The sequence below is a fragment of the Sediminihaliea albiluteola genome, from assembly GCF_014077625.1.
Classification (GTDB): Bacteria; Pseudomonadota; Gammaproteobacteria; order Pseudomonadales; family Halieaceae; genus Sediminihaliea; species Sediminihaliea albiluteola.
In genome coordinates this window covers 700783-720189 of the sequence record NZ_JACFXU010000014.1, presented here as the reverse complement: position 1 = coordinate 720189, position 19407 = coordinate 700783, and the positions used below count along the sequence as shown (strand labels likewise).

Sequence of the window (19407 nt, the reverse complement as noted above, 5' to 3'; positions counted from 1 at the left end):
CCCCGCGATGAGTATGGGGTCATTATAGGCATAGCTGCACAAGGGAGTGTAATGATGTTGCGAGTATTGAAAGCCTTTTTCCCAGCGGTACTGGCTACTTATGTCGTCGCCAGCATACTGGCAACCTGGTCAGTGATGGCTAGCTTGCGAGAGATGGGCGTTGCGGTGGATACCTTGACCCAATTGCAGGCCACCTGGCATGACATCTTGGGTATGAGTTCCAGTTATTTGTTGTTGATTGTGCTGGCCTTGATGCTGGCTTTTCCAGTGGCCAGTTTTCTGTATCGCTATATTGGCAGGGCCCGGCTGTTACTCTTTGTCGCGGCGGGTGTTGCTGCTTTATTGTGTTTGCACTGGCTACTTGGGCTCAGCTTTAAAATTACTCTCTTAGCTGCTGCCCGTGAGCCGGTCGGTTTGTTAGGGCAATGCCTAGCGGGTGCTTTGGGCGGTTGGCTTTATCATTTGCTCAGCCGTAATAAACGCTCAGCCCAGAGCAGTTTTTGATGAGTTTGATTACTGCTCTGTGTTTCGAGTGGCTGGCGCTTGCCCTGAGGGACTATGATCGCTAGCTATTAACACTTTGATTTCTTATATCGACAAGGGGAGTCATAAACTATGTTCAAGCTTGTTCAGCAAGCCTCAAAGAGCAGCCAGCTAGTGGCCAAGGCTAAGTTCAGCAAAGGGTTTGGCAAATGAGCGCTGCACTACGTGAAGATCGCCGCAAACTAGCGGTGTTAATCGATGCCGATAATGTCAGCCCCAAACTCTGTGAAGCATTGATCCAAGAAATCGCTAATTATGGCGTAGCCAGCGTGAAGCGCGCATATGGCGATTGGACCACACCTCAACTAAGCTCATGGAAAGATATTTTGCATGAGTATGCAATTGGCCCGATGCAGCAGTTCAGCTACACCACGGGTAAAAACTCGACTGACTCGTCGATGATTATCGATGCCATGGACCTACTTTATACCGATAAGTTTGACGGTTTCTGTCTGGTGACTAGTGATTCAGACTTTACCAAGCTGGCAACTCGGATTCGTGAATTTGGCTTGGTGGTTTATGGTTTTGGAGAGAAAAAAACACCGACTTCACTGCAAGCGGCATGCGATAAATTTGTCTTCCTCGAAGCCCTAGATGTGCCGCAAGATGAAGCTAAAAAAGGTGACAGTAAAACTAGCTCTCCCCGAAGTAAAAAGTTCACGAAGCAGAAGCTTAACCAAGATGCGAAGCTGATCAATATGCTACGCGGCGCAGTAGACGCCACCAGCGATGAGGCTGGCTGGGCCAATATTTCTTTTGTGGGGCAGCATATCGCGAACCAGAGCTCCTTCGATTCGCGAAATTACGGCTACCGCAAGCTCAGTGAGTTGATTGAGGTCACTGAGTTGTTTGATACTGACAAGCGCAATGTCCGAGATGACGGCTCTTACACCCTGTATATTCGAGACAAGCGTTTTAAAAACTAATTTCGGGCCAGAGTGCTCACACAGTAGAGGTATTGAGAATGATTGGATATGTAACCATTGGCGTCAAGGATATGGACAGAGCGAAGGCTTTTTATACTGAGCTACTGGCCGATCTTGGCGCAACGCTGCTGATCGATATGGATCGCATAGCTTTTATCGGCAAAGATATGGCTTCACCTATGCTGGCAGTATGCCGGCCTTTTAACGAGGGCGATCCCGCACCGGGTAATGGCAACATGGTGGCCATAGACCCGGGTAGTAAGGAGAAGGTAGATCAGCTCTACAATAAGGCCATAGAGCTGGGAGCTAGCTGTGAGGGTAAGCCTGGTCAGCGTATTCCCGATATGTTTTATGGCGCTTATATTCGAGACCTCGATGGCAACAAGCTGGCTTTTTACCAACTCGCCTGATAGCAGCAAATAATCCCGTGGCAGCTCTGAGAAAGTGTAGCGGCTTGGCCGGAGAATAAGGCGCACGCGCTAAAGAAAACTGACTTATACTCGAATAGGAAGGCTTTGGTGTCAGCACGGGCTGCTGGACGCTCCGGCTTGAATAATAATGACTTTAATTACTAGGGATTTTTACTATGTTCGACGAATTTAAAAAGTTTGCGATGCGAGGCAATGTTGTCGATATGGCAGTCGGCATTATCATTGGTGGTGCTTTTGGCACTATTGTCAAAAGCTTGGTTTCAGATGTCATCATGCCGCCTATAGGCTTGCTGCTCGGTGGCGTGGATTTTTCCGATTTGTTCATCACGCTTAAAGAGGGTGCAACAGCGGGTCCATACACCACTTTGGCTATGGCGCAGGAAGCTGGGGCCGTCACGATCAGCTACGGCTTATTTGTTAACGCAGTGATTAGCTTTTTGATTGTGGCTTTTGCGGTCTTTTTATTGATCCGAGGTATTAACCGTCTGCAGGCAAAAGAGGAAGAGCCAGCGGCTGAGCCTACCACAAAAGACTGCCCTTACTGCTTGAGCTCTATCGCTATCAAGGCAACACGCTGTCCTAACTGCACCTCCGAAATTAGTACTAGCTAAGTTTTTCTTAAGTCAGCTCAGCCGCTATTTGGCTGCTGAGCTGACAGATTTTGTGCTATGGCTTAAGAGAGCTCAACGCTGACAGGGCAATGGTCTGAGCCATAAATATCATTCCAAATCTCGGCTTTCTTTAGCCGCTCCTCGACGAGCTTTTCGCTGCCTAAGAAGTAATCAATCCGCCAACCGACGTTCTTGCCACGGGCTCCAGCGCGGTAGCTCCACCAGCTATATTTAATCGTGTCAGGGTGAAGGTGGCGGAAAGTGTCTACAAAGCCAGCATCAATAAGTCGGTCCAGGCCATCAATTTCTTTCTGCGTGTAGCCAGCACTTTTGTTGTAGTTTGGCTTGGGGCGAGCTAGGTCGATATCTTTGTGCGCGACGTTGAGGTCGCCGCAGATTAGCACCGCTTTGTTTTTCTCAAGCGTTTTAACAAACTCGAGAAAAGCTTGGTCCCAGGTTTCGCGGTAGGGCAGTCGCAGCAGTTCGCTGCCAGAGTTTGGTGTGTAGACGGTGACCAGATAAAAGTCCTCATACTCCGCGGTCAGCACGCGCCCCTCTTGGTCGTGAAGCTCTATGCCAATATCAGGGCGGACAGTGATTGGCTCCTCTCGCGACAAAATAGCCACGCCGGAGTAGCCCTTCCTGACCGCCGAGTTAGTATAGATGTGGTAGCCCTCTAAGGGTTCTAGTGCGGCGGCCACTTGATCATCTTGAGCTTTGGTTTCTTGTAGGCAGAGTACGTCGACTTGCATGCTTTCTAGTGACTCGAAAAAATCCTTTTTAATAGCAGCCCGCAGGCCGTTGACGTTCCAAGAGGCGATTTTCATAGTACGAGAATTCCGCTGTGAATATGTTGGGGCGGCTAATTCTAACGCAAATACCTCAAGGCGGCCCGCGCCGCCAGTCAGTACAACAACTCAGGCCACGGCGGCCTCCTCTAGCGAATGGGCTAGCTGGAAACGATTCAATTGCTAGACTGCCGGATTGGCCCCGCTAGTTGCATCAATGGCCATAACGATAACTTGGCAGTGCTCTGCCTATTATTGCTTAGCCCTCTGCTACAGGCAGCGGATAAGCGCGATATATTAATTATCATCGACAATTTAGTGAATCACATGCAGTAAATACTGCGTGTCCAACAGCGCGGAGCCGTGCCATACGCTGCGCATAGGTCTTAGTGGTAAAAGGAGAAAAAGCGTGGAGAAAGAAGCAATCTTTATTGATGACCTGGCGAAGCCGCAGCTCAATGAGGTACAGCGCGGGGCGCTGGAGTGGGCTTCGACTCAGACTGTGGAGCTGTGCCCAGATAGTATTCAGCGCGAAGCAGAGCAAAAAACTGGACTGAGTAACTGGGGCGACCCCGGCTTTCGCCAGCGCCTAGAGCTATTGTGTGATGAGTGGGATAGCGACAGCGGCCTAAGCAACTTGGGCCGTATATCACTGCGCAATAAATTATTGCAGCATTCCACCAGTCGTCTGTTGATCCACGAGCAGTGGCGCTTGCATCCAGAAATCCTCGATATTCAAATTGAGCGCCCCATCATCGTGGCTGGCTTACCACGCTCAGGTACCACACATTTGCTGAATTTGATGGCTGCGGACCGCCGCTTGCGCTCTCTACCGCTGTGGGAGTCCTATGAGCCGGTGCCGCTGCCAGGCGAAGTGGCTACTGGCGATGCCAATGATCCGCGCTTCCAGCGCTGTCAGCAGGCCTGGGAAGGCATGCAGCAAATGACACCACATCTTGCTGCGATGCATCCGATGAACCCTGAGCATATTCATGAGGAATTAGAGCTGATGGGGCCAAATATGGGCTCCTACAATTACGAGTGGCTCAGTCATTCGCCGCGCTGGCGTGATCATTATTATGCAGAAGACCAAACCTACCAGTACGAGTACATGCGCGATGTGCTGAAGCTGTTGGTTTGGCAGCAAAGAGACAGTGAACGCGCGCGTCGCTGGGTACTAAAGTGTCCGCAGCACCTAGAGCAGCTGCCAGTCCTGATGCGGGTTTTTCCCGATGCGACCGTGGCGATCACCCACCGCGATCCAGTGGCGGTTATTCAATCGGCAGTGACGATGCAGGCTTATGGTCAGCGTTTGAACCGCAAGGAAGTATTGATGGAGCAGCTATTGGAGTACTGGGTGGAGCGGGTTGAGCATCTCTTGCAAGCCTGTGTGCGCGATCGCGCCTGCGTGCCGGAAGCGCAGAGCATCGATGTGCCCTTCCAAAAACTGATTAAAGATGACGTGCACTGGGTTAAGCGGATTTACGATAAAGCTGAGCTGTCTAGCACTCCCGCGGCCTTGGCTGAACTACAGGATTTCTCCCGAGCTCACAGTGAAAGCTATGGCAAAGTGAAATACGACCTCGAAGGCCAGTTTGGTGTTTCACCCGAGGCTTTGCGAGAGCGTTTTGGCTTTTATTTCGAGGCTTTCCCCGAGGTGTTTTCGCCGGCTTAAGCCGGCGCTGTGCTACTCAATCTTTACAAACTACGGTGCCGAACATTTCGCGAGCCTCTTCGAGTTTGTCAAAGATTGGGTAGCTCGGGTCGATGGCCCAGAGCACAGTGAGAGTGTTCAGGATGCCCACTATCATGGAAGCCAGAATTTCGGCGGAAAAGGTGTCGTGGACATCACCGGCTTCTTGGCCCGCTTTGATTAGCATAGTGAAGCTTTGAATGGCTTGGGTGCTAATTTCGCGCTGTTCTTCTGGATTGTTAGTAAAGCGAGCTGGCGCTGCCAAGATAAGCTGGCGATCAATAGCTTCATAACTCGAATAGTTCTGTTCGATATAGTCGACCATCGCTTGCAAGCGCTCGCGAGTGGTCGGATAGCGTTCTATTAGTGCTTTTAGTAGAGGGGTGGATTGGCTGTATAAGCGCGATACACCGAGCCCCCCTAGTAGGGCGTGTTTGTTGGGAAAATAACTATAAAAAGTGCGGCGGGCTACATCCGCCTCTTTGCAAATTAAGGCTATGCTGGTGTCATCAATGCCATGCTTTTTAAACAACAGGTAAGCGGCGTTTTCAATCCGCGCACGAGTTTCCAGCTTGCGCTTTTCTCGTCGGTCTAGGGTTGTTGCGGTTTCATTCATAATGCTCTTACCTAGTTTGTTTGGTAGTTCACTTTCGCTGCATGAAATTTTCATAAGACGGTTGCATTAGTTCAGCCATTAAACTAATTTGTATACATATGTGCAAGTTTGCGCATTTGATAAGCTTAGCAATATTACATTAAGAGAGTGTGCTGTCATGTCTGAACGTTTGATTGTGGTGTCCTCGGATTGCCATGCAGGCCTACGAATTGCCGATTATAAACCATACGTGGAAACGAAGTACCACGAGATCATGGATCAATCTGTGCCGTTGCAGATGGAAATGACGGAGAAAGCCGAAGAAAGCTTTCTGATGAAAGAGATCAATGATGAGTGGCGAGCGCCTATTGAGCAGGAGCTAAAAGGTGCTTGGGACTACAAGGAGCGTCTTAAAATGCTATCTAACGATGGCATTGCTGCTGAAGTCATTTTTCCCGACGGCATTACCGAAATGAATACACCGCCCTTTGGTGCTGGCCTTGGCTTGTCGCCACGGGCTGCTGTACCTGAGTTGCAGTGGGCTGGTGCAATGGCCCACAACCGCTGGTTAGCTGAGTTTTGTGCCAATGATTTGAGCCGTCACATCGGTGTCGCCTCTATTCCTTTGTTGTGGGATGTGCAGCAGGCGGTCGATGCGGTGCGCTGGTGTGTTGATAATGGCCTCAGCTCCGTGATGATTCCCACTATGTGGGATGAGCACGCGCCCTATCACGACCGCAAGTACGATCCTTTCTGGGAGGTTTGTGAAGACCTAGGAGTGATCATCCACTTCCACTCAGGCCCTGCGCCTCAGCCGGAGTACTTTGGTACCAACTGGCCGATGGAAGATCGCTCTGATGATCTACCTGGGGCAATGGGTGTTTATGTATCGGAAGTGATGTGGTGGTTGTATCGCCCACTGACATTTATGATCTGGGGCGGTGTTTTTGAGCGCTACCCAAAACTTAAGGTTGTTATGACCGAAGGTGGTACGGCATTTATGCTGCCGCCATGGCTGCGTTTGCTGGATCACAACTACACTGATATTCAGTTCTCCGCCAAGCTCGGGGACTTCCGCAGTCACCTCTCCATGGCGCCGACAGAGTACTTCGCCCGCAACATTGCCATAGGCGCCTCCTGTGTGCCGAGACAGGATATCGAGCTGCACTCAGTGCTTGGTGAAGATAAGTTGATGTGGGGCAGTGACTACCCTCACCCTGAGGGCACTTGGCCCAATACCGCGCAGTACTTTAAAGACACCTTCTCAGGTCTGTCCGAGACCGTTGGTCGCAAGATATTGGGTGAGAATGCTGTCGAGTGGTATGGGCTGGATCGCGCAAGGCTGCAAGAAGTGGCGGACGAGATTGGTCCCGATCTGTCCATTTTCAAGTGATAAAAACCCTGTCACTGGACTAAGAGGCATAGCGATATGACGCAGATTGTTGAAGCCTGCGAAATGAAAACTAACACCACGCCGGATTTTCCGATGGGTTGGTATTCGGTATCTCGTAGTCACGAGTTATTGGTTGGGGAGGTCAAGCGCGTATACGCCTTCGACCGTGAGTTGGCGCTGTATCGCACTCGCTCTGGAGTGGCGGTGCTACAAGACGCCTTCTGTCCACATCTCGGCGCCCACTTGGGCGTCGAGGGTCGGGTGGTGGGGGAGTCGCTACGCTGCCCTTTTCATGGCTGGCGCTTTGATACCAGCGGCAAATGCGTAGAAATTCCCTACTGCTCCGAAATCCCCGATCGCGCACAAATCCGTATGTGGCCGACTCAGGAGAAAAACGGCGAGATTTATATCTGGTTTCATCCTGAGAACAGCGCAGCTCAGTATGACTTACCCGACTTGCTGGAGTTAGAGAACGAGCAGTGGACTGCGCCGCGCTATGCGGAGTTTGAAGTGCCGGCACACATTCAGGATATCGCTGAAAACTCCTGTGACCCGGTACATTTCAAATATGTTCACAAAACGCCTGACACGCCACCATCAACGGTGACGATTGATGACGATGGTCGCATTTTGCACCTGCGCTCCGACGCTAGCCAAAGTCCCCATCCACACCAATTGCACGCCACGGTTTTTCAGCCTGGCTTAGCATTGGTGCGGACCAGCTACGCGCCCGAGGCCGAAATGGTGGTATACAACAGTGCGCTACCGATCGACAGGAACACCACTTTGTTGCGTTGGACTTTATGCGTGCGGCGCGAGATTGAGGATATCGTTGGCGATGATGTGATGAACGGCATCATTGAGGGGATTAAGCAGGATTATCCAATCTGGGCTAACAAAGTGCACAAGCAGCGCCCAGTTTTCTGTCGAGAAGATAAAACACTGGTGATGTTCCGCAAGTGGGTACGCCAATTTTATATAGAAGCTAAAGAACAAGTATAAGGGAGAACAGTCAATGCAGGATTTTACAGATAAGGTTGCCGTTATCACGGGTGGTGCTAGCGGTGTGGGACGCTCACTGGCCTTTGCACTGGGTCGCCGCGGCGCCCAAATAGTGATTGGTGATGTCGATAGCGCTGCGATGGAGCAAGTCAGTGCGGACTTGGAAGCTGAGGGGATTCGCGCAGTGGTGGCCCACTGTGATGTGACTCAGCTGGAAAGTCTTAACAGCTTAGCGGATGAGGCTGAGAAGGCCTTTGGCGCGATTCATTTGATGTTCGCCAATGCTGGCATTGGCGCTGGAGAGTCCGGCGCGATGTGGGATTACTCAGACAAAGATTGGCAGTGGTGTTTGAATGTTAACTTGTGGGGCGTGATCAACTCGATTAAAGCCTTTATGCCGCGTCTCGTCGCTCTGGATGAGCCGACCCATTTTGTGATCACAGGCTCAGGTAACGGCGCTTTATTAGTCTATCCAGATCAGCCGATTTATACCGCGACTAAGGCAGCCGTTCACACGATTACGGAAAACCTCCATTACCAAGTTCAGGCTGGTAACTTAAAGGTTAAGGTCAGTGCGCTATTCCCAGGGCCACACATTGTTGATACCGGTCTCTTTAACTCTGGGCGAGTACGGCCGGAGGCCCTGCAAAAAGACAGCAAAGGAAACGAGTCAGGTATTAACTCGGTCGATGACATGAAGCGTATGGCTGCGGAATATGGCATAGAATTGCAGACTACCCACCCGGATGAAGTGGCGGAAATGGCAGTTGAGGGCTTGATGCAAGATGCTTTTTGGCTGCTGAAGACCACAGCGGAAACCGATGCCAAGATTCGCGCGCGCACCGAGATGATTATGAATCGTACAACGCCAGTGCCTGATCAGGTCGGCGGCTAATAGGCTGCCGACTAATGAGCGGTGATGGCCCACAATATAGTGCGAAATCAATGATAAAAAATAGAGGTTAATCGCATGAGCAAAGAATCGACTAGTCCACAGGGCAATACCGGTGACATCGTCAATTGGCCGATGTTAAAAATTGTCTACCGTACGGACCCAGAAAAAATTGCTGAGCTATTACCGCCGGGTATTGAGCCTGGTGCGCAGCCCAATGTGAATTTGACGATTTATAACTTCCCGGTGCCTGATGAGCCAGAATATGGCATCGTGACAACGGTGGATGCTGATTATCAGGGCATTGCCGGTGAGTACACCCTTGGTTACGGTATCGACCAAGAGTCGGCTATTTTTATCAGTCAAGAAACTAACGGCCAGCCTAAGTATCCTTGCAGGACGCACTTTTATCGCATGGGTTCCCAGGTTAGTGCTCGCTGTACGCACCAAGGCTATACCTTTGTAGAATTCCAAGGGGAGTCTAGTGGCGTCAACCTGCCAAAAGACGATTGGGAGCAACACGAGTGGTGGATCAAAGTCTCTCGTGCCGTGGGTGTTATGCCAGACCCTAGCGCGGGCTACGATTTTCCGCCCCATGTGGTACACGTGCGCAGTAAATACGGCACCGCTTGGCGTGAAGAAGTGAAAGGTGAGTTGTTGCTGCGGGATAGCCCTTGGGATCCACTGGCTAGTCGCTTGCCGATCCGTGAGCAGTTATCGGCGCATCTGTGGTGGCCGATCTTCCTCGACCGCGAAATTAAGTTAGCGGGCAAGTTAGACCCAGACGCCTTTATGCCCTTTGCCGATACTATTTCAGGCTCTCGCTGGCCGGGCTTTAACGGCGGTCCGAAGCGCTAATTAGCTACTTTAACTGCTGCCTTAGTTGGGCTTACAGGACAGGCGATGGCTTGTCCTGCATTGAGCTGGGCTGCATAGCTTATGTGGCCTAGCACGCAATTATGTAGCTTTCTGATTGAAGCTCTGCGCCTACTGAGTAATGATGCAGCTTAATACTCTAACAAGCGGAGCAGGTAGCGCTATGGCGTCTATGACTCCTTATTTACTGTCTTTGCTATTAGTGATAGCGCTAGTCATCGCCGGAGCTTGTTTTATGGCTTGGCACTTGTTTGATCGGCCAAGGCATGCCCTGTTTTGGTCTTTATCCTTTGCTCTGTCTGGCTTTTATTATGGAATGGCCCTCTTTCAGGGTCTATTTTCCTCAGAGGCTTGGTTTTGGTTGAGCTCTCACCTACTGGCTTTTCTTGCGGTGTTCTTCGCCGCATGGGGGCATCGCGCTCGCCTGGGGTTGCCCATTCATAAATCCCTGATGCTGATCGCGTTACTGCTAATGTGCTCAGTATCGCTCATCATTAACTTTTTCTATCCCGAGCCCGGACTGCGTGAAGCGCTGGCCCCAGCTTGTGCGTTGTTTGTCATTATGCATGTATCGTTGATACTGTTAGTGCATGTACAAGGCCCACGTTTAGCGCAGTATGTCGCGGGTGCTATTCATTTTTTATTCGTGCTGAGCCAAGGACTAATCGTCGTGCTGGCATTGAACTTGGGGCGAGCTTTATCATTGGAGGCGATGTACGAGCTTTATGCACTAGTAAGTTATGGCTTAGTGCCTGCCTTGTATATTGCTATGGGCATTTCAATCATCTTTCTGCTGGCCACGGATCTTGCCCAGCGGCTAAATATCATGGCACTACAAGACCACTTAACGGGCTTGCATAACCGCCGAGGCTATTTAGCGGTGACTGAGGCACTGTTAAAACACTGTCAGCAGCAAGAAAAATCTATGGCTGTTGTGCTGGCAGACATCGATCACTTTAAGCAAATCAATGATCGCTATGGTCATTACGTCGGAGACCTCGCGCTACAATACTTTACTCAAATTTTTCGTGAGTGCACCCGTGAACGTGATGCCCTCGGTCGAATCGGCGGTGAAGAAGTTGCAGTTACAATGGCGAATATGGACAGTGCAGGTGCCGCTTCAGTAGTCGCCAGAATTCGCCAGAAACTCAAAGAAAAACCGATGCACTACGACGGTGGTAAGCTGACAATTAGTGCCAGTTTTGGGGTTGCTCAGTTGCAAGAAGACGATAGCGTTGCCACGCTAATAAATCGTGCTGATATGGCGATGTATGAAGCCAAAGCCGCTGGACGAGATGCAGTGATTGTCTCCGAAGGGAGTGAGCTGATGGATATGGATATGCTAAGCAAAGCTTGATTTGAGCCAGCTTAGAAGCGCTTGTTGTAATATTATTATAAGTCATATAACTAGGAGTAAGTGAATGTCGTCTTTTGTCCGGAAGCTAAAACACAAATTATATATTGGCCTGATGAAGGTCATTGTCATCTTGGCGCCCGGGGCCAATTATATGGCCTTCACCGGAAAAGGTAGCTCACAGCAGTTATGTCGCCATATTGCCCGGATCGGATTGCGCAAGGTGTTGGTAGTGACCGATAAACCGCTACGCGACCTCGGCCTAGTTGATCAGGCGGTCGCGGGGCTAGTCGAGGCCGGTCTGGATCTTGAGTTTTTTGATGGGGTGCAGCCTGACCCCACCTACGACCAGGTCGCGGCTGGTCTCAAGGTTCTCAAGGCCCATGGCAGTGAAGCTATTTTGGCAGTGGGCGGCGGCTCATCTATTGATGCGGCAAAAATTATTGCGGCTCGAGCGACCAGCGATGAAGACCCAAAAAACTGGGTCGGGATGGGCAAGGTGCGCCACGATGCGCTGCCACTTTTTGCCATTCCAACCACTTCCGGCACCGGCTCAGAGGCGACTATGGGAGCGGTGATTTCCGATAGCATTAGCCACGAAAAAGGCATTATTTCCGGCGCCAGTTTGGGGCCGACCGCCGTTGCTCTGGATCCAGAGCTCTTAGCAGGTTTGCCCAAGCCGATCACTGCCGCTACTGGCATGGATGCGTTGACCCACGGTATTGAAGCCTATATTAGTGTATGGAATCGGGGTACTAGTCTGGAGCACTCACAGGCTGCAATTAAATTGATTTTTGAGCACCTGCAGCGGGCCTGCGAAGATGGTTCGGACTTGGAGGCTAGAGAAGCTATGTCAATAGCCGCCTACTATGCCGGTATTGCTATTAACCAGGTTAACGTCGGTAATGTGCACGCCATCGCCCACCAGTTGGGTGGTAAGTATGGTATTCCCCACGGTCTGGCAAACTCCCTAGTGCTGCCCCAGGTACTGGAATTTTGTATTGAAGAAGCCCAGCCACGGCTGGCTGAGCTGGCCCTCTTAGTTGGAGCGGGTCAGGCCGGAGAGAGTGAAGCGCAGCTGGCTCGAAGCTTTATCCAAGCGGTCCGCGATTTGCGTCAGGCAGTTGGTTTGCCTGAAACTTCAGACAAAGTTAAGGCAGAAGATTACGACTACCTCTGCGATTTGGCTATGAAGGAGTGTGAAGGCTACGCCGTTCCGCGACTCTTAGAGCGCGATAGCACCATGAAGATACTGGCCAGTATTACGGAGTAATCATCCGGCGCGGCGGCTGTCCCAGAGAGCTCAGCCGCAGCGCCTTAGTCATAGAGCTATGATTTGAATACCGTGGCGCCTTGCTCTGCGGCGCTCACAGCATCGCGCATAAAAGCAAATAGCTCTCGGCCACTGCCGTAATCGCTGTGATGCTCTGGCCTAGTGGCAGGGATTCGCAGATGCCACTCATCGGCGGGTACCAGGGCATCTAGCGTGCCGCTGCGGGCATCTAAGCGAATCATGTCACCGTCGCGAACCTTGCTAATTGCGCCGCCACCAAGGGCCTCTGGACTGAGGTGAATAGCGGCGGGCACTTTACCCGAAGCGCCAGACATGCGGCCATCAGTCACTAGTGCAACTTTGAAGCCTCTGTCCTGCAAAATGCCGAGATAGGGTGTCAGCTTGTGCAATTCTGGCATGCCGTTTGCCTTGGGGCCCTGGAAGCGCACAACAACGACGACATCGCGGTCGAGTTCGCCGGCTTCAAAAGCAAGTCGCAGCGCATCCTGTTCGGTAAAAATGCGGGCCGGAGCTTCTACGCTGCAGTGTTTATCGGCCACCGCCGATACTTTGATCACGGCCCTGCCAAGGTTGCCCTGTAGCAAGCGCAGGCCACCTTCTTGCGCAAATGCATCATCGGCGGGGCGCAGTACAGAAGTATCGGCGCTGTCACGCAGCCCCTCGACATAGGACAAGCGGCCCTCTGATAGCCGAGCTTCCTGAGTATAGTGCCGCAGCCCCTGCCCCCAAACCGTTGTGACATCTTCGTGCAGCAGTCCCTGATCCAGCAAAGTGCGAATCACAAAGGCGCTGCCGCCTGCGGCATGGAAGTGATTCACGTCGGCATTGCCATTGGGATAGACCCGCGCCACTAAGGGCGTTAGCGCTGAGAGCTCACTGAAGTCCTGCCAGTCGATAATGATGCCGGCGGCTCTGGCTACGGCTATCCAGTGAATGGCGTGGTTAGTCGAGCCGCCGGTTGCCAGCAGGGCGACGATGGCATTGACAATGGATTTCTCATCGACCACTGAGGCCATCGGCGTGTAGTGAGCGCCTAGGGCGGTGATTTTGCAGACCCGCTCTGTGGCGGCGGTAGTTAAGGCCTCGCGTAAAGGCGTGCCGGGATTTTCAAAAGCTGCCCCGGGGATGTGTAAGCCCATTGCCTCTAGCAGCATCTGGTTGCTGTTGGCGGTGCCGTAAAAAGTACAAGTGCCGGGGCCATGGTAGGCCTGGGATTCTGCTTCGAGCAGGGCCTGGCGGCTAATTTTACCTTCGGCGAATTGCTGCCGTATGGCCGACTTTTCTGAGTTATCCAAGCCCGAAGTCATCGGCCCTGCGGGTACGAAAATCACCGGCAGGTGGCCGAAGCTCAGCGCGCCGATTAATAGGCCGGGCACAATTTTATCGCAGACACCGAGACACAGAACGCCATCGAACATGTTGTGCGATAGGGCTATTGCGGTGGCGCCGGCAATGATATCGCGGCTGAATAAACTTAGTTCCATCCCAGCAGTGCCCTGAGTGACACCATCGCACATCGCCGGCACGCCGCCGGCGAACTGAGCAGTACAGCCGACGCCGTGAGCAGCGCGTTTTATCAGGTCGGGGAAATTGGCCAGCGGCTGATGAGCTGAGAGCATATCGTTGTAGGCTGACACTATGCCGATGTTGGCGGCTTCACTGAGCTTTAAGCGCTGCTTATCCTCGGTATTACAGGCGGCAAAGCCATGCGCTAAGTTGCTACAGGACAGGCTGCCGCGCAGGGGGCCATTGCGGCGCATCTCATCGATGCGTTTTAGATAGCTCGCTCTGGCACCACTACTGCGTTCGCGGATGTTTTGGGTAATTGCTTGCAGTTTGGGATTAATCATTGGGAGCCCACCAAATACTGACAGGGGTTTGGCGCTGCTGTAGTACAGCAGCGATTGGGTAGTTTTTGCTAATCGCTTCTTCGAGCACAGCTTTTTTTTCTGTGCCAGTGATGTGAATGATAATTTGTTGGCTGGCTAAAACCGCGCTCAAGCTTAGTGTCATCCTAGCGTGGGGAGCTTTAGGTGGCTGAGTCGCTGCGACAAGTTCGCTTCGATTGGGGTCTAGCAGCTGCGCTAGATTTTCTGCACCAGGGAACCACGAAGCACAGTGGCCATCACTGCCCATGCCCAGTACTACCGCAGTAAAGGGGCGCGCTATCTGAGCGATGCGGGAAGCAGCTTCCTCGACCCCCTCAGCGGCCTGAGCATGGGCTGTTTTTAAGCCAATAAAGTGCGCATCGCTAGCCGCGTTTTGAAGCAAATTAGAGCGCAGCATGGCCTCATTTGAATCTGCATGTTCCCGGGGCACCCAGCGCTCATCGACCAGTGTTAAGCTGACTCGCTGCCACGGCAGTGCTTGCTGAGACAGCAAGTGAAACATGCCTTTGGGGGTGCCGCCGCCGGATAGGGCTAGGCAGGCCGCATCGCGCCGCTCGAGATCTCGACGCAGCTCTTGAGCAAGCTGGGTTGCCAGTGCTTGATCCAGCTCAGCTGTATCAGAGAATTTTTGCCAGCTGAAATCTGTCGCTAATTTATTCATACCAGCTCCTGTTATCGCGTGCGGTCAGTGCTGTGGCAGCGCTGGGCCCCATAGTGCCGGAGTTATATGGGGTGATTGGCATTGCCGTTTCTTCCCAGGCCGCAATAATGCTGTCAATCCAGCGCCAAGCAGTTTCAACTTCATCGCGGCGCATAAACAGCGTTTGATCGCCATTGATGGCGTCCAGTAGCAAGCGCTCATAGGCATCATAGCTTTGGCTCTCGCTGTTGGGGTCGTCGGTCAGGTGCAGTTCTACCGGCTGCAGGCGCAGGCTGCGAGTTAGGCCGGGTTTTTTGTTGAGCGTGTGTAAGCTGATGGTTTCGTCGGGCTGTAGGCGAATAACCAGCTTGTTAGTCAGCTCATTGGGGTCGTTGGCAAATAGTGAAAAGGGCTGTTTTTTGAATTCCAGCACAATTTCTGAGTAGCGACGGCTCAGGCGTTTGCCGGTGCGCAAGTAAAATGGCACACCGGCCCAGCGCCAGTTATTGATCGTGGCCTTGAGTGCTACAAAGGTCTCGGTCGCCTTGGCATCTTTATACTCAGCCTCTTCCAGAAAGCCCTTTACTGCTTGGCCACCAACTGCGCCGGCGTCATAGCGACCGCGAACTGTCCGAGCTTTGACGTTGCTGGCATCGATGGTCTCGAGGCAGCGCAGCACTTTCATTTTTTCATCGCGGATATCGGCTGGGTTGAGACTGGCCGGTGGCTCCATCGCAACGATAGACAGCACCTGCAGCAGGTGGTTTTGCACCATATCACGCAGTGCGCCAGTTTGGGCATAGTAGCTCCCGCGGCCTTCAACACCGATGTCCTCGGCTACCGTGATTTGAACATTGTCGATGAAGCTGTTTTTCCACACCGGGTGCAACAGTGGATTACCAAAGCGCACGGCGAATAGGTTTTGTACGGTCTCCTTGCCCAGATAATGATCGATCCGGAAAGTCGAGTCCTCGTTAAATACTGCGGCGACTTGTTCGTTGATACTGCGGCAGGATGCCAGATCGTGGCCCAGTGGTTTTTCTAGTACTACACGGCTGCTCTTGCTCACGGCAGCAGCGCGCTGCAGATGCTGGCAAATACTGCCATAGAGAGAGGGCAGGGTGGCTAGATAAAACAGCCGCACGGGGGCTTGAGCTTGATCTAGCAGCGCTTTTAGCTGCTGATAGTCTGTTTCATTACTGGCTTCGAGCTTTACATAGTAGAGGCAGTCCTGAAAGCCTTGCCAAATGGACTCGTCCCACTGGCTCGGGTCTAAGACCTGTCTGAGGCTTGTTTTTGCTGCCTCACGAAAGGCATCAGAACTCATTTCGCTGCGGCCGGTGGCGATGATACGTTGCAGCTGCGCCGCTAGACCATGGCGATGGAGCTGATAAAGTGCGGGCAGTAGTTTGCGGGTGGAGAGATCCCCGGTGCCGCCAAAAATAACCAAGTCGACCATTTGATTCATATATCTCAGTCCTCAACAGGGCCAGCTTACAATGAGTCAGCCAACAGCCCTGAATAGAGCAATAGTCAGCTCATAAAGACAGCTTTTATTGTAGTCTTTTATGCTGCGGCCTTTGCTAGAGCACAGCTGCGCTGCACCGGCTCTATGACAAGGCATGCACTAAGGGACTGTAGCAGAAAAGTGAGCTCAACAGTGGATGCAGCTGGCCCGCTTAGCGGCGCTAAGAGCCTAGAGTTTCTAGCTTAGTCAACGAAGGCGGCGCTATCCGGTAGTCGTAGATACCAATTGACACCCTGTTCGTCCTGGCTAGATGTGACTTGACGGCGACCCTTCAGACAATTGAGGTGAGCTAGCGTTTCACCTGTGGCTAAGCCAAGGTTGTGACCTTCTAGTTTGCGGGTAAACAGTGCGGGGAAGCAGTCCACTGCCCGGCGCGGCTGATCAAGAAATTTATAGAGTGCTGCGAGATCGTGTTGGTGTGACTCAATAATCTGTGTCAGCCGAGTGTGCAGGCCATAAAATGGCGCTTCGTGGGCCGGCAGTACTAGGAGGTCATCGGGTAGAATAGCGCGAATACGGGTGCAGGAGCTCAGCCACTCACTCAGTGGATCGCCGTGTGGCTCGGTGGGAAATACACTGACATTGGGGGTTATTTTAGGCAAGACCTGGTCGCCAGAGATCAATATTTTCAGTGCTGGGCAGTACAGGCAAGCATGTTCGGGTGAGTGGCCACTGCCGACGATAACCTGCCAGTAGCGATTGCCGATGGTCAGAGTTTCGCGGTCCACAATGCGTCGAAAGCTACTTGGCAGCGGCGATATCGCTTTGCCAAAGCTGCCAAATTTCTCACGGTAGTTCTGCAGCTGCTCCTCGGTGTAGCCAGCGGCATGATAAAAGTTTATCGCCACCTCTGGCACATCCTGCCCGGTATCGCTGACCATAGCGCGACACATGAGAAACTCTTCGCGGGTCATCCACAGCTCACAGCCAAAGCGCTCTACTAACCAGCCAGCTAAACCGACGTGATCGGGGTGCATGTGGGTACAGATTACGCGGGTGATCGGCTTGCCCTGCATAAAGCCGCTAAACAGCTGTTCCCAGATGCGGCGACTGTCATCCATTGCCAGGCAAGTGTCGACCACGGTCCAGCCATCGCCATCTTCTAACAACCAGATATTGATATGATCCAGCGACATGGGCATAGGGAAGCGCGCCCAGTATACCCCCGGTGCAACTTCTTCTGGCTGGCCCGGTTTTGGGTCCACTGAGCGCGTCCAGGGGTAGGTGAGGCCACGGAAAATTTCAGGGTTGTCGCTGAGCATGTAGGCAGTCCGCTATTTGCTAAGGGGGCTTATGGTCTGTGTTGGGTGGCGTAAAGTCCAGCCGCAAGGGCTGCTAGCTCAGCTAACCCCCCGTTCACTATCTTGCCAGTATTGAGCGCGCAGAGCTTTTTTGTCGGGTTTTCCCACTGGGGTCAGAGGAATAGAGGCTAGGTAATCGACTGACTTTGGCGCCTGTACTGAGCCTTTGGCATCTTTGACCAGCTGCTGCAGTTCACTGGTGAGGGTCGTAGTGGCTTCATGTCCAGGGCGCAGCACGACAAGCGCCTTAACAGCTTCACCCCAGCGTTCATCGGGCACGCCGATTACAGCGACTTGACTGACCGCATCATGAGTAGAGAGCACGTCTTCCACTTCCCGGGGGAAGACATTAAAGCCTCCAGTGACGATCATATCTTTGGTGCGATCGACAATATAGAGAAAGCCGTCTTTATCCAAGCGGCCTACGTCACCAGTATGTAACCAGTCGCCGGCAAAGGCTTCGGCGGTTTGTTCCGGCATATCTTTGTAGCCAGACATTAGCATGGGACCGCGCACGCAGATTTCACCCGCTTCACCGGCGGCTACTTCCTTGCCCTCTTCGTCTAGCAGAGCTACGTGCAGCCAAGGGGAGGGGCGGCCACAGGCGGCCAGACGCTCAGGCTTATTGGGGTCATGCTCCTTGCGGCGCATATTGGCAATGACCATAGGTGCTTCCGACTGGCCAAAAAATTGATAGAAAATTTGCCCCCATTTTGCCAGCCCTTCTAGCAGGCGAGTGGGGTTCATTGGCGATGCGCCATAAAAGATTGTTTCCATGCTCGACATATCAGCACTGTCTGCGCGCGGCGAGTCCAGTAGGAAGTAGAGCATGACCGGCACTAGCATCGTGGTGGTGATGCGATGCTGCTCGACCATGTCATAAAATTCATCGGGGCTGAAACTCTGCATCACATAGAAGGCGCCGCCTTTTTGTAAGACCGGGATCAAGAAGGCAGCTGCGGCATGGGAGAGTGGCGTTGTGATGAGTACCCGTAAATCTTCGGGAAATTCCCACTCCATCATTTGGATCTGGGTCATATAAGCGGTGGCGCGATAGCTACACATAACCCCCTTAGGTTTGCCGGTAGTGCCACCGGTAAAGTTGATCGACGATATATCGAGGGGATCGATAGGGGGTGCAACGAGAGCTTTCGGGCTGAATTTGGCCGCTAGCGCTAAGTAGTCTTCACCGACATCTGATGGCCCAAAGGATAGCAGCGTGAGTCCAGGCATGCGCTGCTTAAGCTCGGCTGCCCGCTGTTCAAAGGCCGATGGATCAAATACTAAGGCGTCGATCTCAGCGGCTTCTAAAACATAGGCGTGATCTTCCAGCGAGCCCATGGGGTGCAGTGGTGTGCCAATGCAGCCGGCCAGTTGCATGGCAGCAATATTGGATAGTACCTCTGGGCGGTTAGCCGAGATGACCGCCACTCGGCTGCCACAGCCCAGAGCTTTTGACTGCAAGGCTTGTACTAACTGACTGGTTTGCTCGCGCATCTCGCGATAGCTTGCCACTTTATCGCCTAGAAACAGGCAGGGCTCATCTTCGTAACGGTTGAGGCCTTCAATTATGAGGTGAGGCATCAGTGGCGGATTGAAAAGTGCGTCGCTATTCATCTTGATCCCATTAGGCTGATTAATTATTTGTGGC

General features: G+C 52.5%; 18 protein-coding genes. 11 read left to right on the top strand and 7 right to left on the bottom strand.

The genetic code is table 11. The features are described from left to right. Positions 1-51: 51 nt before the first annotated feature. The 4 genes from H2508_RS10160 (at position 52) to mscL (ending at position 2511) form a co-directional block, all read left to right on the top strand. Positions 52-504, top strand: coding sequence for a hypothetical protein (locus tag H2508_RS10160; RefSeq protein ID WP_182172749.1), 453 nt, complete (start codon positions 52-54; stop codon positions 502-504). Between the two features lie 188 nt (positions 505-692). Next, positions 693-1469, top strand: a complete 777-nt coding sequence (locus H2508_RS10155) for an NYN domain-containing protein (protein WP_182172746.1) — start codon at positions 693-695, stop codon at positions 1467-1469. A 38-nt stretch (positions 1470-1507) separates the two neighbouring features. Next, a complete protein-coding gene (locus H2508_RS10150; RefSeq protein ID WP_182172743.1) occupies positions 1508-1879 on the top strand; it encodes a VOC family protein in 372 nt (123 codons plus the stop codon). Positions 1880-2055: 176 nt separating this feature from the next. Continuing rightward, on the top strand, positions 2056-2511 hold the full coding sequence (gene mscL, locus H2508_RS10145) for a large conductance mechanosensitive channel protein MscL (protein WP_182172740.1): 456 nt from the start codon (positions 2056-2058) through the stop codon (positions 2509-2511). A gap of 62 nt (positions 2512-2573) precedes the next feature. Here mscL and H2508_RS10140 read toward each other — a convergent pair whose 3' ends face one another. Continuing rightward, positions 2574-3338, bottom strand: coding sequence for an exodeoxyribonuclease III (locus H2508_RS10140; protein ID WP_182172737.1), 765 nt, complete (start codon positions 3336-3338; stop codon positions 2574-2576). A gap of 370 nt (positions 3339-3708) precedes the next feature. Here H2508_RS10140 and H2508_RS10135 point away from each other — a divergent pair, with 370 nt between their 5' ends. Continuing rightward, the gene (locus H2508_RS10135) at positions 3709-4974 is read left to right on the top strand and encodes a sulfotransferase family protein (protein ID WP_182172734.1); all 1266 of its coding nucleotides are present in this window, start codon (positions 3709-3711) and stop codon (positions 4972-4974) included. 16 nt (positions 4975-4990) lie between these two features. On the opposite strand, the gene H2508_RS10130 is transcribed toward H2508_RS10135, so the two are convergent. Continuing rightward, on the bottom strand, positions 4991-5608 hold the full coding sequence (locus H2508_RS10130) for a TetR/AcrR family transcriptional regulator (RefSeq protein WP_182172731.1): 618 nt from the start codon (positions 5606-5608) through the stop codon (positions 4991-4993). 157 nt (positions 5609-5765) lie between these two features. On the opposite strand from H2508_RS10130, the gene H2508_RS10125 reads away from it, so the two are divergent. The 6 genes from H2508_RS10125 (at position 5766) to H2508_RS10100 (ending at position 12377) form a co-directional block, all read left to right on the top strand. After that, positions 5766-6980 (top strand): amidohydrolase family protein, encoded by a 1215-nt coding sequence (locus H2508_RS10125; protein WP_182172728.1) that lies wholly within the window; start codon positions 5766-5768, stop codon positions 6978-6980. 36 nt (positions 6981-7016) lie between these two features. After that, positions 7017-7982: a Rieske 2Fe-2S domain-containing protein gene (locus H2508_RS10120; RefSeq protein WP_182172725.1), complete on the top strand. Its 966-nt coding sequence runs from the start codon at positions 7017-7019 to the stop codon at positions 7980-7982. Between the two features lie 13 nt (positions 7983-7995). Next, positions 7996-8877 carry an SDR family NAD(P)-dependent oxidoreductase gene (locus tag H2508_RS10115; protein ID WP_182172722.1) on the top strand — a complete coding sequence of 294 codons (882 nt, stop codon included), beginning with the start codon at positions 7996-7998 and terminating at the stop codon, positions 8875-8877. 75 nt (positions 8878-8952) lie between these two features. Continuing rightward, positions 8953-9732 carry an acetoacetate decarboxylase family protein gene (locus H2508_RS10110; protein WP_182172719.1) on the top strand — a complete coding sequence of 260 codons (780 nt, stop codon included), beginning with the start codon at positions 8953-8955 and terminating at the stop codon, positions 9730-9732. A gap of 181 nt (positions 9733-9913) precedes the next feature. Beyond that, the gene (locus H2508_RS10105; protein ID WP_182172716.1) at positions 9914-11107 is read left to right on the top strand and encodes a GGDEF domain-containing protein; all 1194 of its coding nucleotides are present in this window, start codon (positions 9914-9916) and stop codon (positions 11105-11107) included. 64 nt (positions 11108-11171) lie between these two features. Continuing rightward, positions 11172-12377 carry an iron-containing alcohol dehydrogenase gene (locus H2508_RS10100; protein WP_182172713.1) on the top strand — a complete coding sequence of 402 codons (1206 nt, stop codon included), beginning with the start codon at positions 11172-11174 and terminating at the stop codon, positions 12375-12377. Between the two features lie 56 nt (positions 12378-12433). Here the strand turns inward: H2508_RS10100 and edd are convergent, their stop codons facing one another. The 5 genes from edd to H2508_RS10075 all read right to left on the bottom strand — a co-directional run bounded on the left by edd (position 12434) and on the right by H2508_RS10075 (position 19373). After that, positions 12434-14248, bottom strand: a complete 1815-nt coding sequence (gene edd, locus H2508_RS10095; RefSeq protein ID WP_182172710.1) for a phosphogluconate dehydratase — start codon at positions 14246-14248, stop codon at positions 12434-12436. After that, the gene (gene pgl / locus H2508_RS10090) at positions 14241-14948 is read right to left on the bottom strand and encodes a 6-phosphogluconolactonase (RefSeq protein ID WP_182172707.1); all 708 of its coding nucleotides are present in this window, start codon (positions 14946-14948) and stop codon (positions 14241-14243) included. The genes edd and pgl overlap by 8 nt, the downstream gene beginning before the upstream one ends. Continuing rightward, complete coding sequence (gene zwf / locus H2508_RS10085) at positions 14941-16395, bottom strand: glucose-6-phosphate dehydrogenase (RefSeq protein WP_182172704.1); 1455 nt, start codon at positions 16393-16395, stop codon at positions 14941-14943. Before zwf ends, pgl begins: the two co-directional genes overlap by 8 nt. A 242-nt stretch (positions 16396-16637) precedes the next feature. After that, positions 16638-17717 carry an MBL fold metallo-hydrolase gene (locus H2508_RS10080; RefSeq protein ID WP_182172701.1) on the bottom strand — a complete coding sequence of 360 codons (1080 nt, stop codon included), beginning with the start codon at positions 17715-17717 and terminating at the stop codon, positions 16638-16640. 78 nt (positions 17718-17795) lie between these two features. Then, entirely contained in the window at positions 17796-19373 is a 1578-nt protein-coding gene (locus tag H2508_RS10075) for an AMP-binding protein (RefSeq protein ID WP_182172698.1), read from the bottom strand. Positions 19374-19407 lie beyond the last annotated feature (34 nt).

Excerpts from the sequence above, each read along its gene's own strand:
- H2508_RS10160 (WP_182172749.1), top strand. The coding sequence starts at position 52 with ATGATGTTGCGAGTATTGAAAGCCTTTTTCCCAGCGGTACTGGCTACT.
- H2508_RS10155 (WP_182172746.1), top strand. The coding sequence starts at position 693 with ATGAGCGCTGCACTACGTGAAGATCGCCGCAAACTAGCGGTGTTAATC.
- H2508_RS10150 (WP_182172743.1), top strand. The coding sequence starts at position 1,508 with ATGATTGGATATGTAACCATTGGCGTCAAGGATATGGACAGAGCGAAG.
- mscL (WP_182172740.1), top strand. The coding sequence starts at position 2,056 with ATGTTCGACGAATTTAAAAAGTTTGCGATGCGAGGCAATGTTGTCGAT.
- H2508_RS10140 (WP_182172737.1), bottom strand. The coding sequence starts at position 3,338 with ATGAAAATCGCCTCTTGGAACGTCAACGGCCTGCGGGCTGCTATTAAA.
- H2508_RS10130 (WP_182172731.1), bottom strand. The coding sequence starts at position 5,608 with ATGAATGAAACCGCAACAACCCTAGACCGACGAGAAAAGCGCAAGCTG.
- H2508_RS10125 (WP_182172728.1), top strand. The coding sequence starts at position 5,766 with ATGTCTGAACGTTTGATTGTGGTGTCCTCGGATTGCCATGCAGGCCTA.
- H2508_RS10120 (WP_182172725.1), top strand. The coding sequence starts at position 7,017 with ATGACGCAGATTGTTGAAGCCTGCGAAATGAAAACTAACACCACGCCG.
- H2508_RS10115 (WP_182172722.1), top strand. The coding sequence starts at position 7,996 with ATGCAGGATTTTACAGATAAGGTTGCCGTTATCACGGGTGGTGCTAGC.
- H2508_RS10110 (WP_182172719.1), top strand. The coding sequence starts at position 8,953 with ATGAGCAAAGAATCGACTAGTCCACAGGGCAATACCGGTGACATCGTC.
- H2508_RS10105 (WP_182172716.1), top strand. The coding sequence starts at position 9,914 with ATGGCGTCTATGACTCCTTATTTACTGTCTTTGCTATTAGTGATAGCG.
- H2508_RS10100 (WP_182172713.1), top strand. The coding sequence starts at position 11,172 with ATGTCGTCTTTTGTCCGGAAGCTAAAACACAAATTATATATTGGCCTG.
- edd (WP_182172710.1), bottom strand. The coding sequence starts at position 14,248 with ATGATTAATCCCAAACTGCAAGCAATTACCCAAAACATCCGCGAACGC.
- pgl (WP_182172707.1), bottom strand. The coding sequence starts at position 14,948 with ATGAATAAATTAGCGACAGATTTCAGCTGGCAAAAATTCTCTGATACA.
- zwf (WP_182172704.1), bottom strand. The coding sequence starts at position 16,395 with ATGAATCAAATGGTCGACTTGGTTATTTTTGGCGGCACCGGGGATCTC.
- H2508_RS10080 (WP_182172701.1), bottom strand. The coding sequence starts at position 17,717 with ATGCTCAGCGACAACCCTGAAATTTTCCGTGGCCTCACCTACCCCTGG.
- H2508_RS10075 (WP_182172698.1), bottom strand. The coding sequence starts at position 19,373 with ATGAATAGCGACGCACTTTTCAATCCGCCACTGATGCCTCACCTCATA.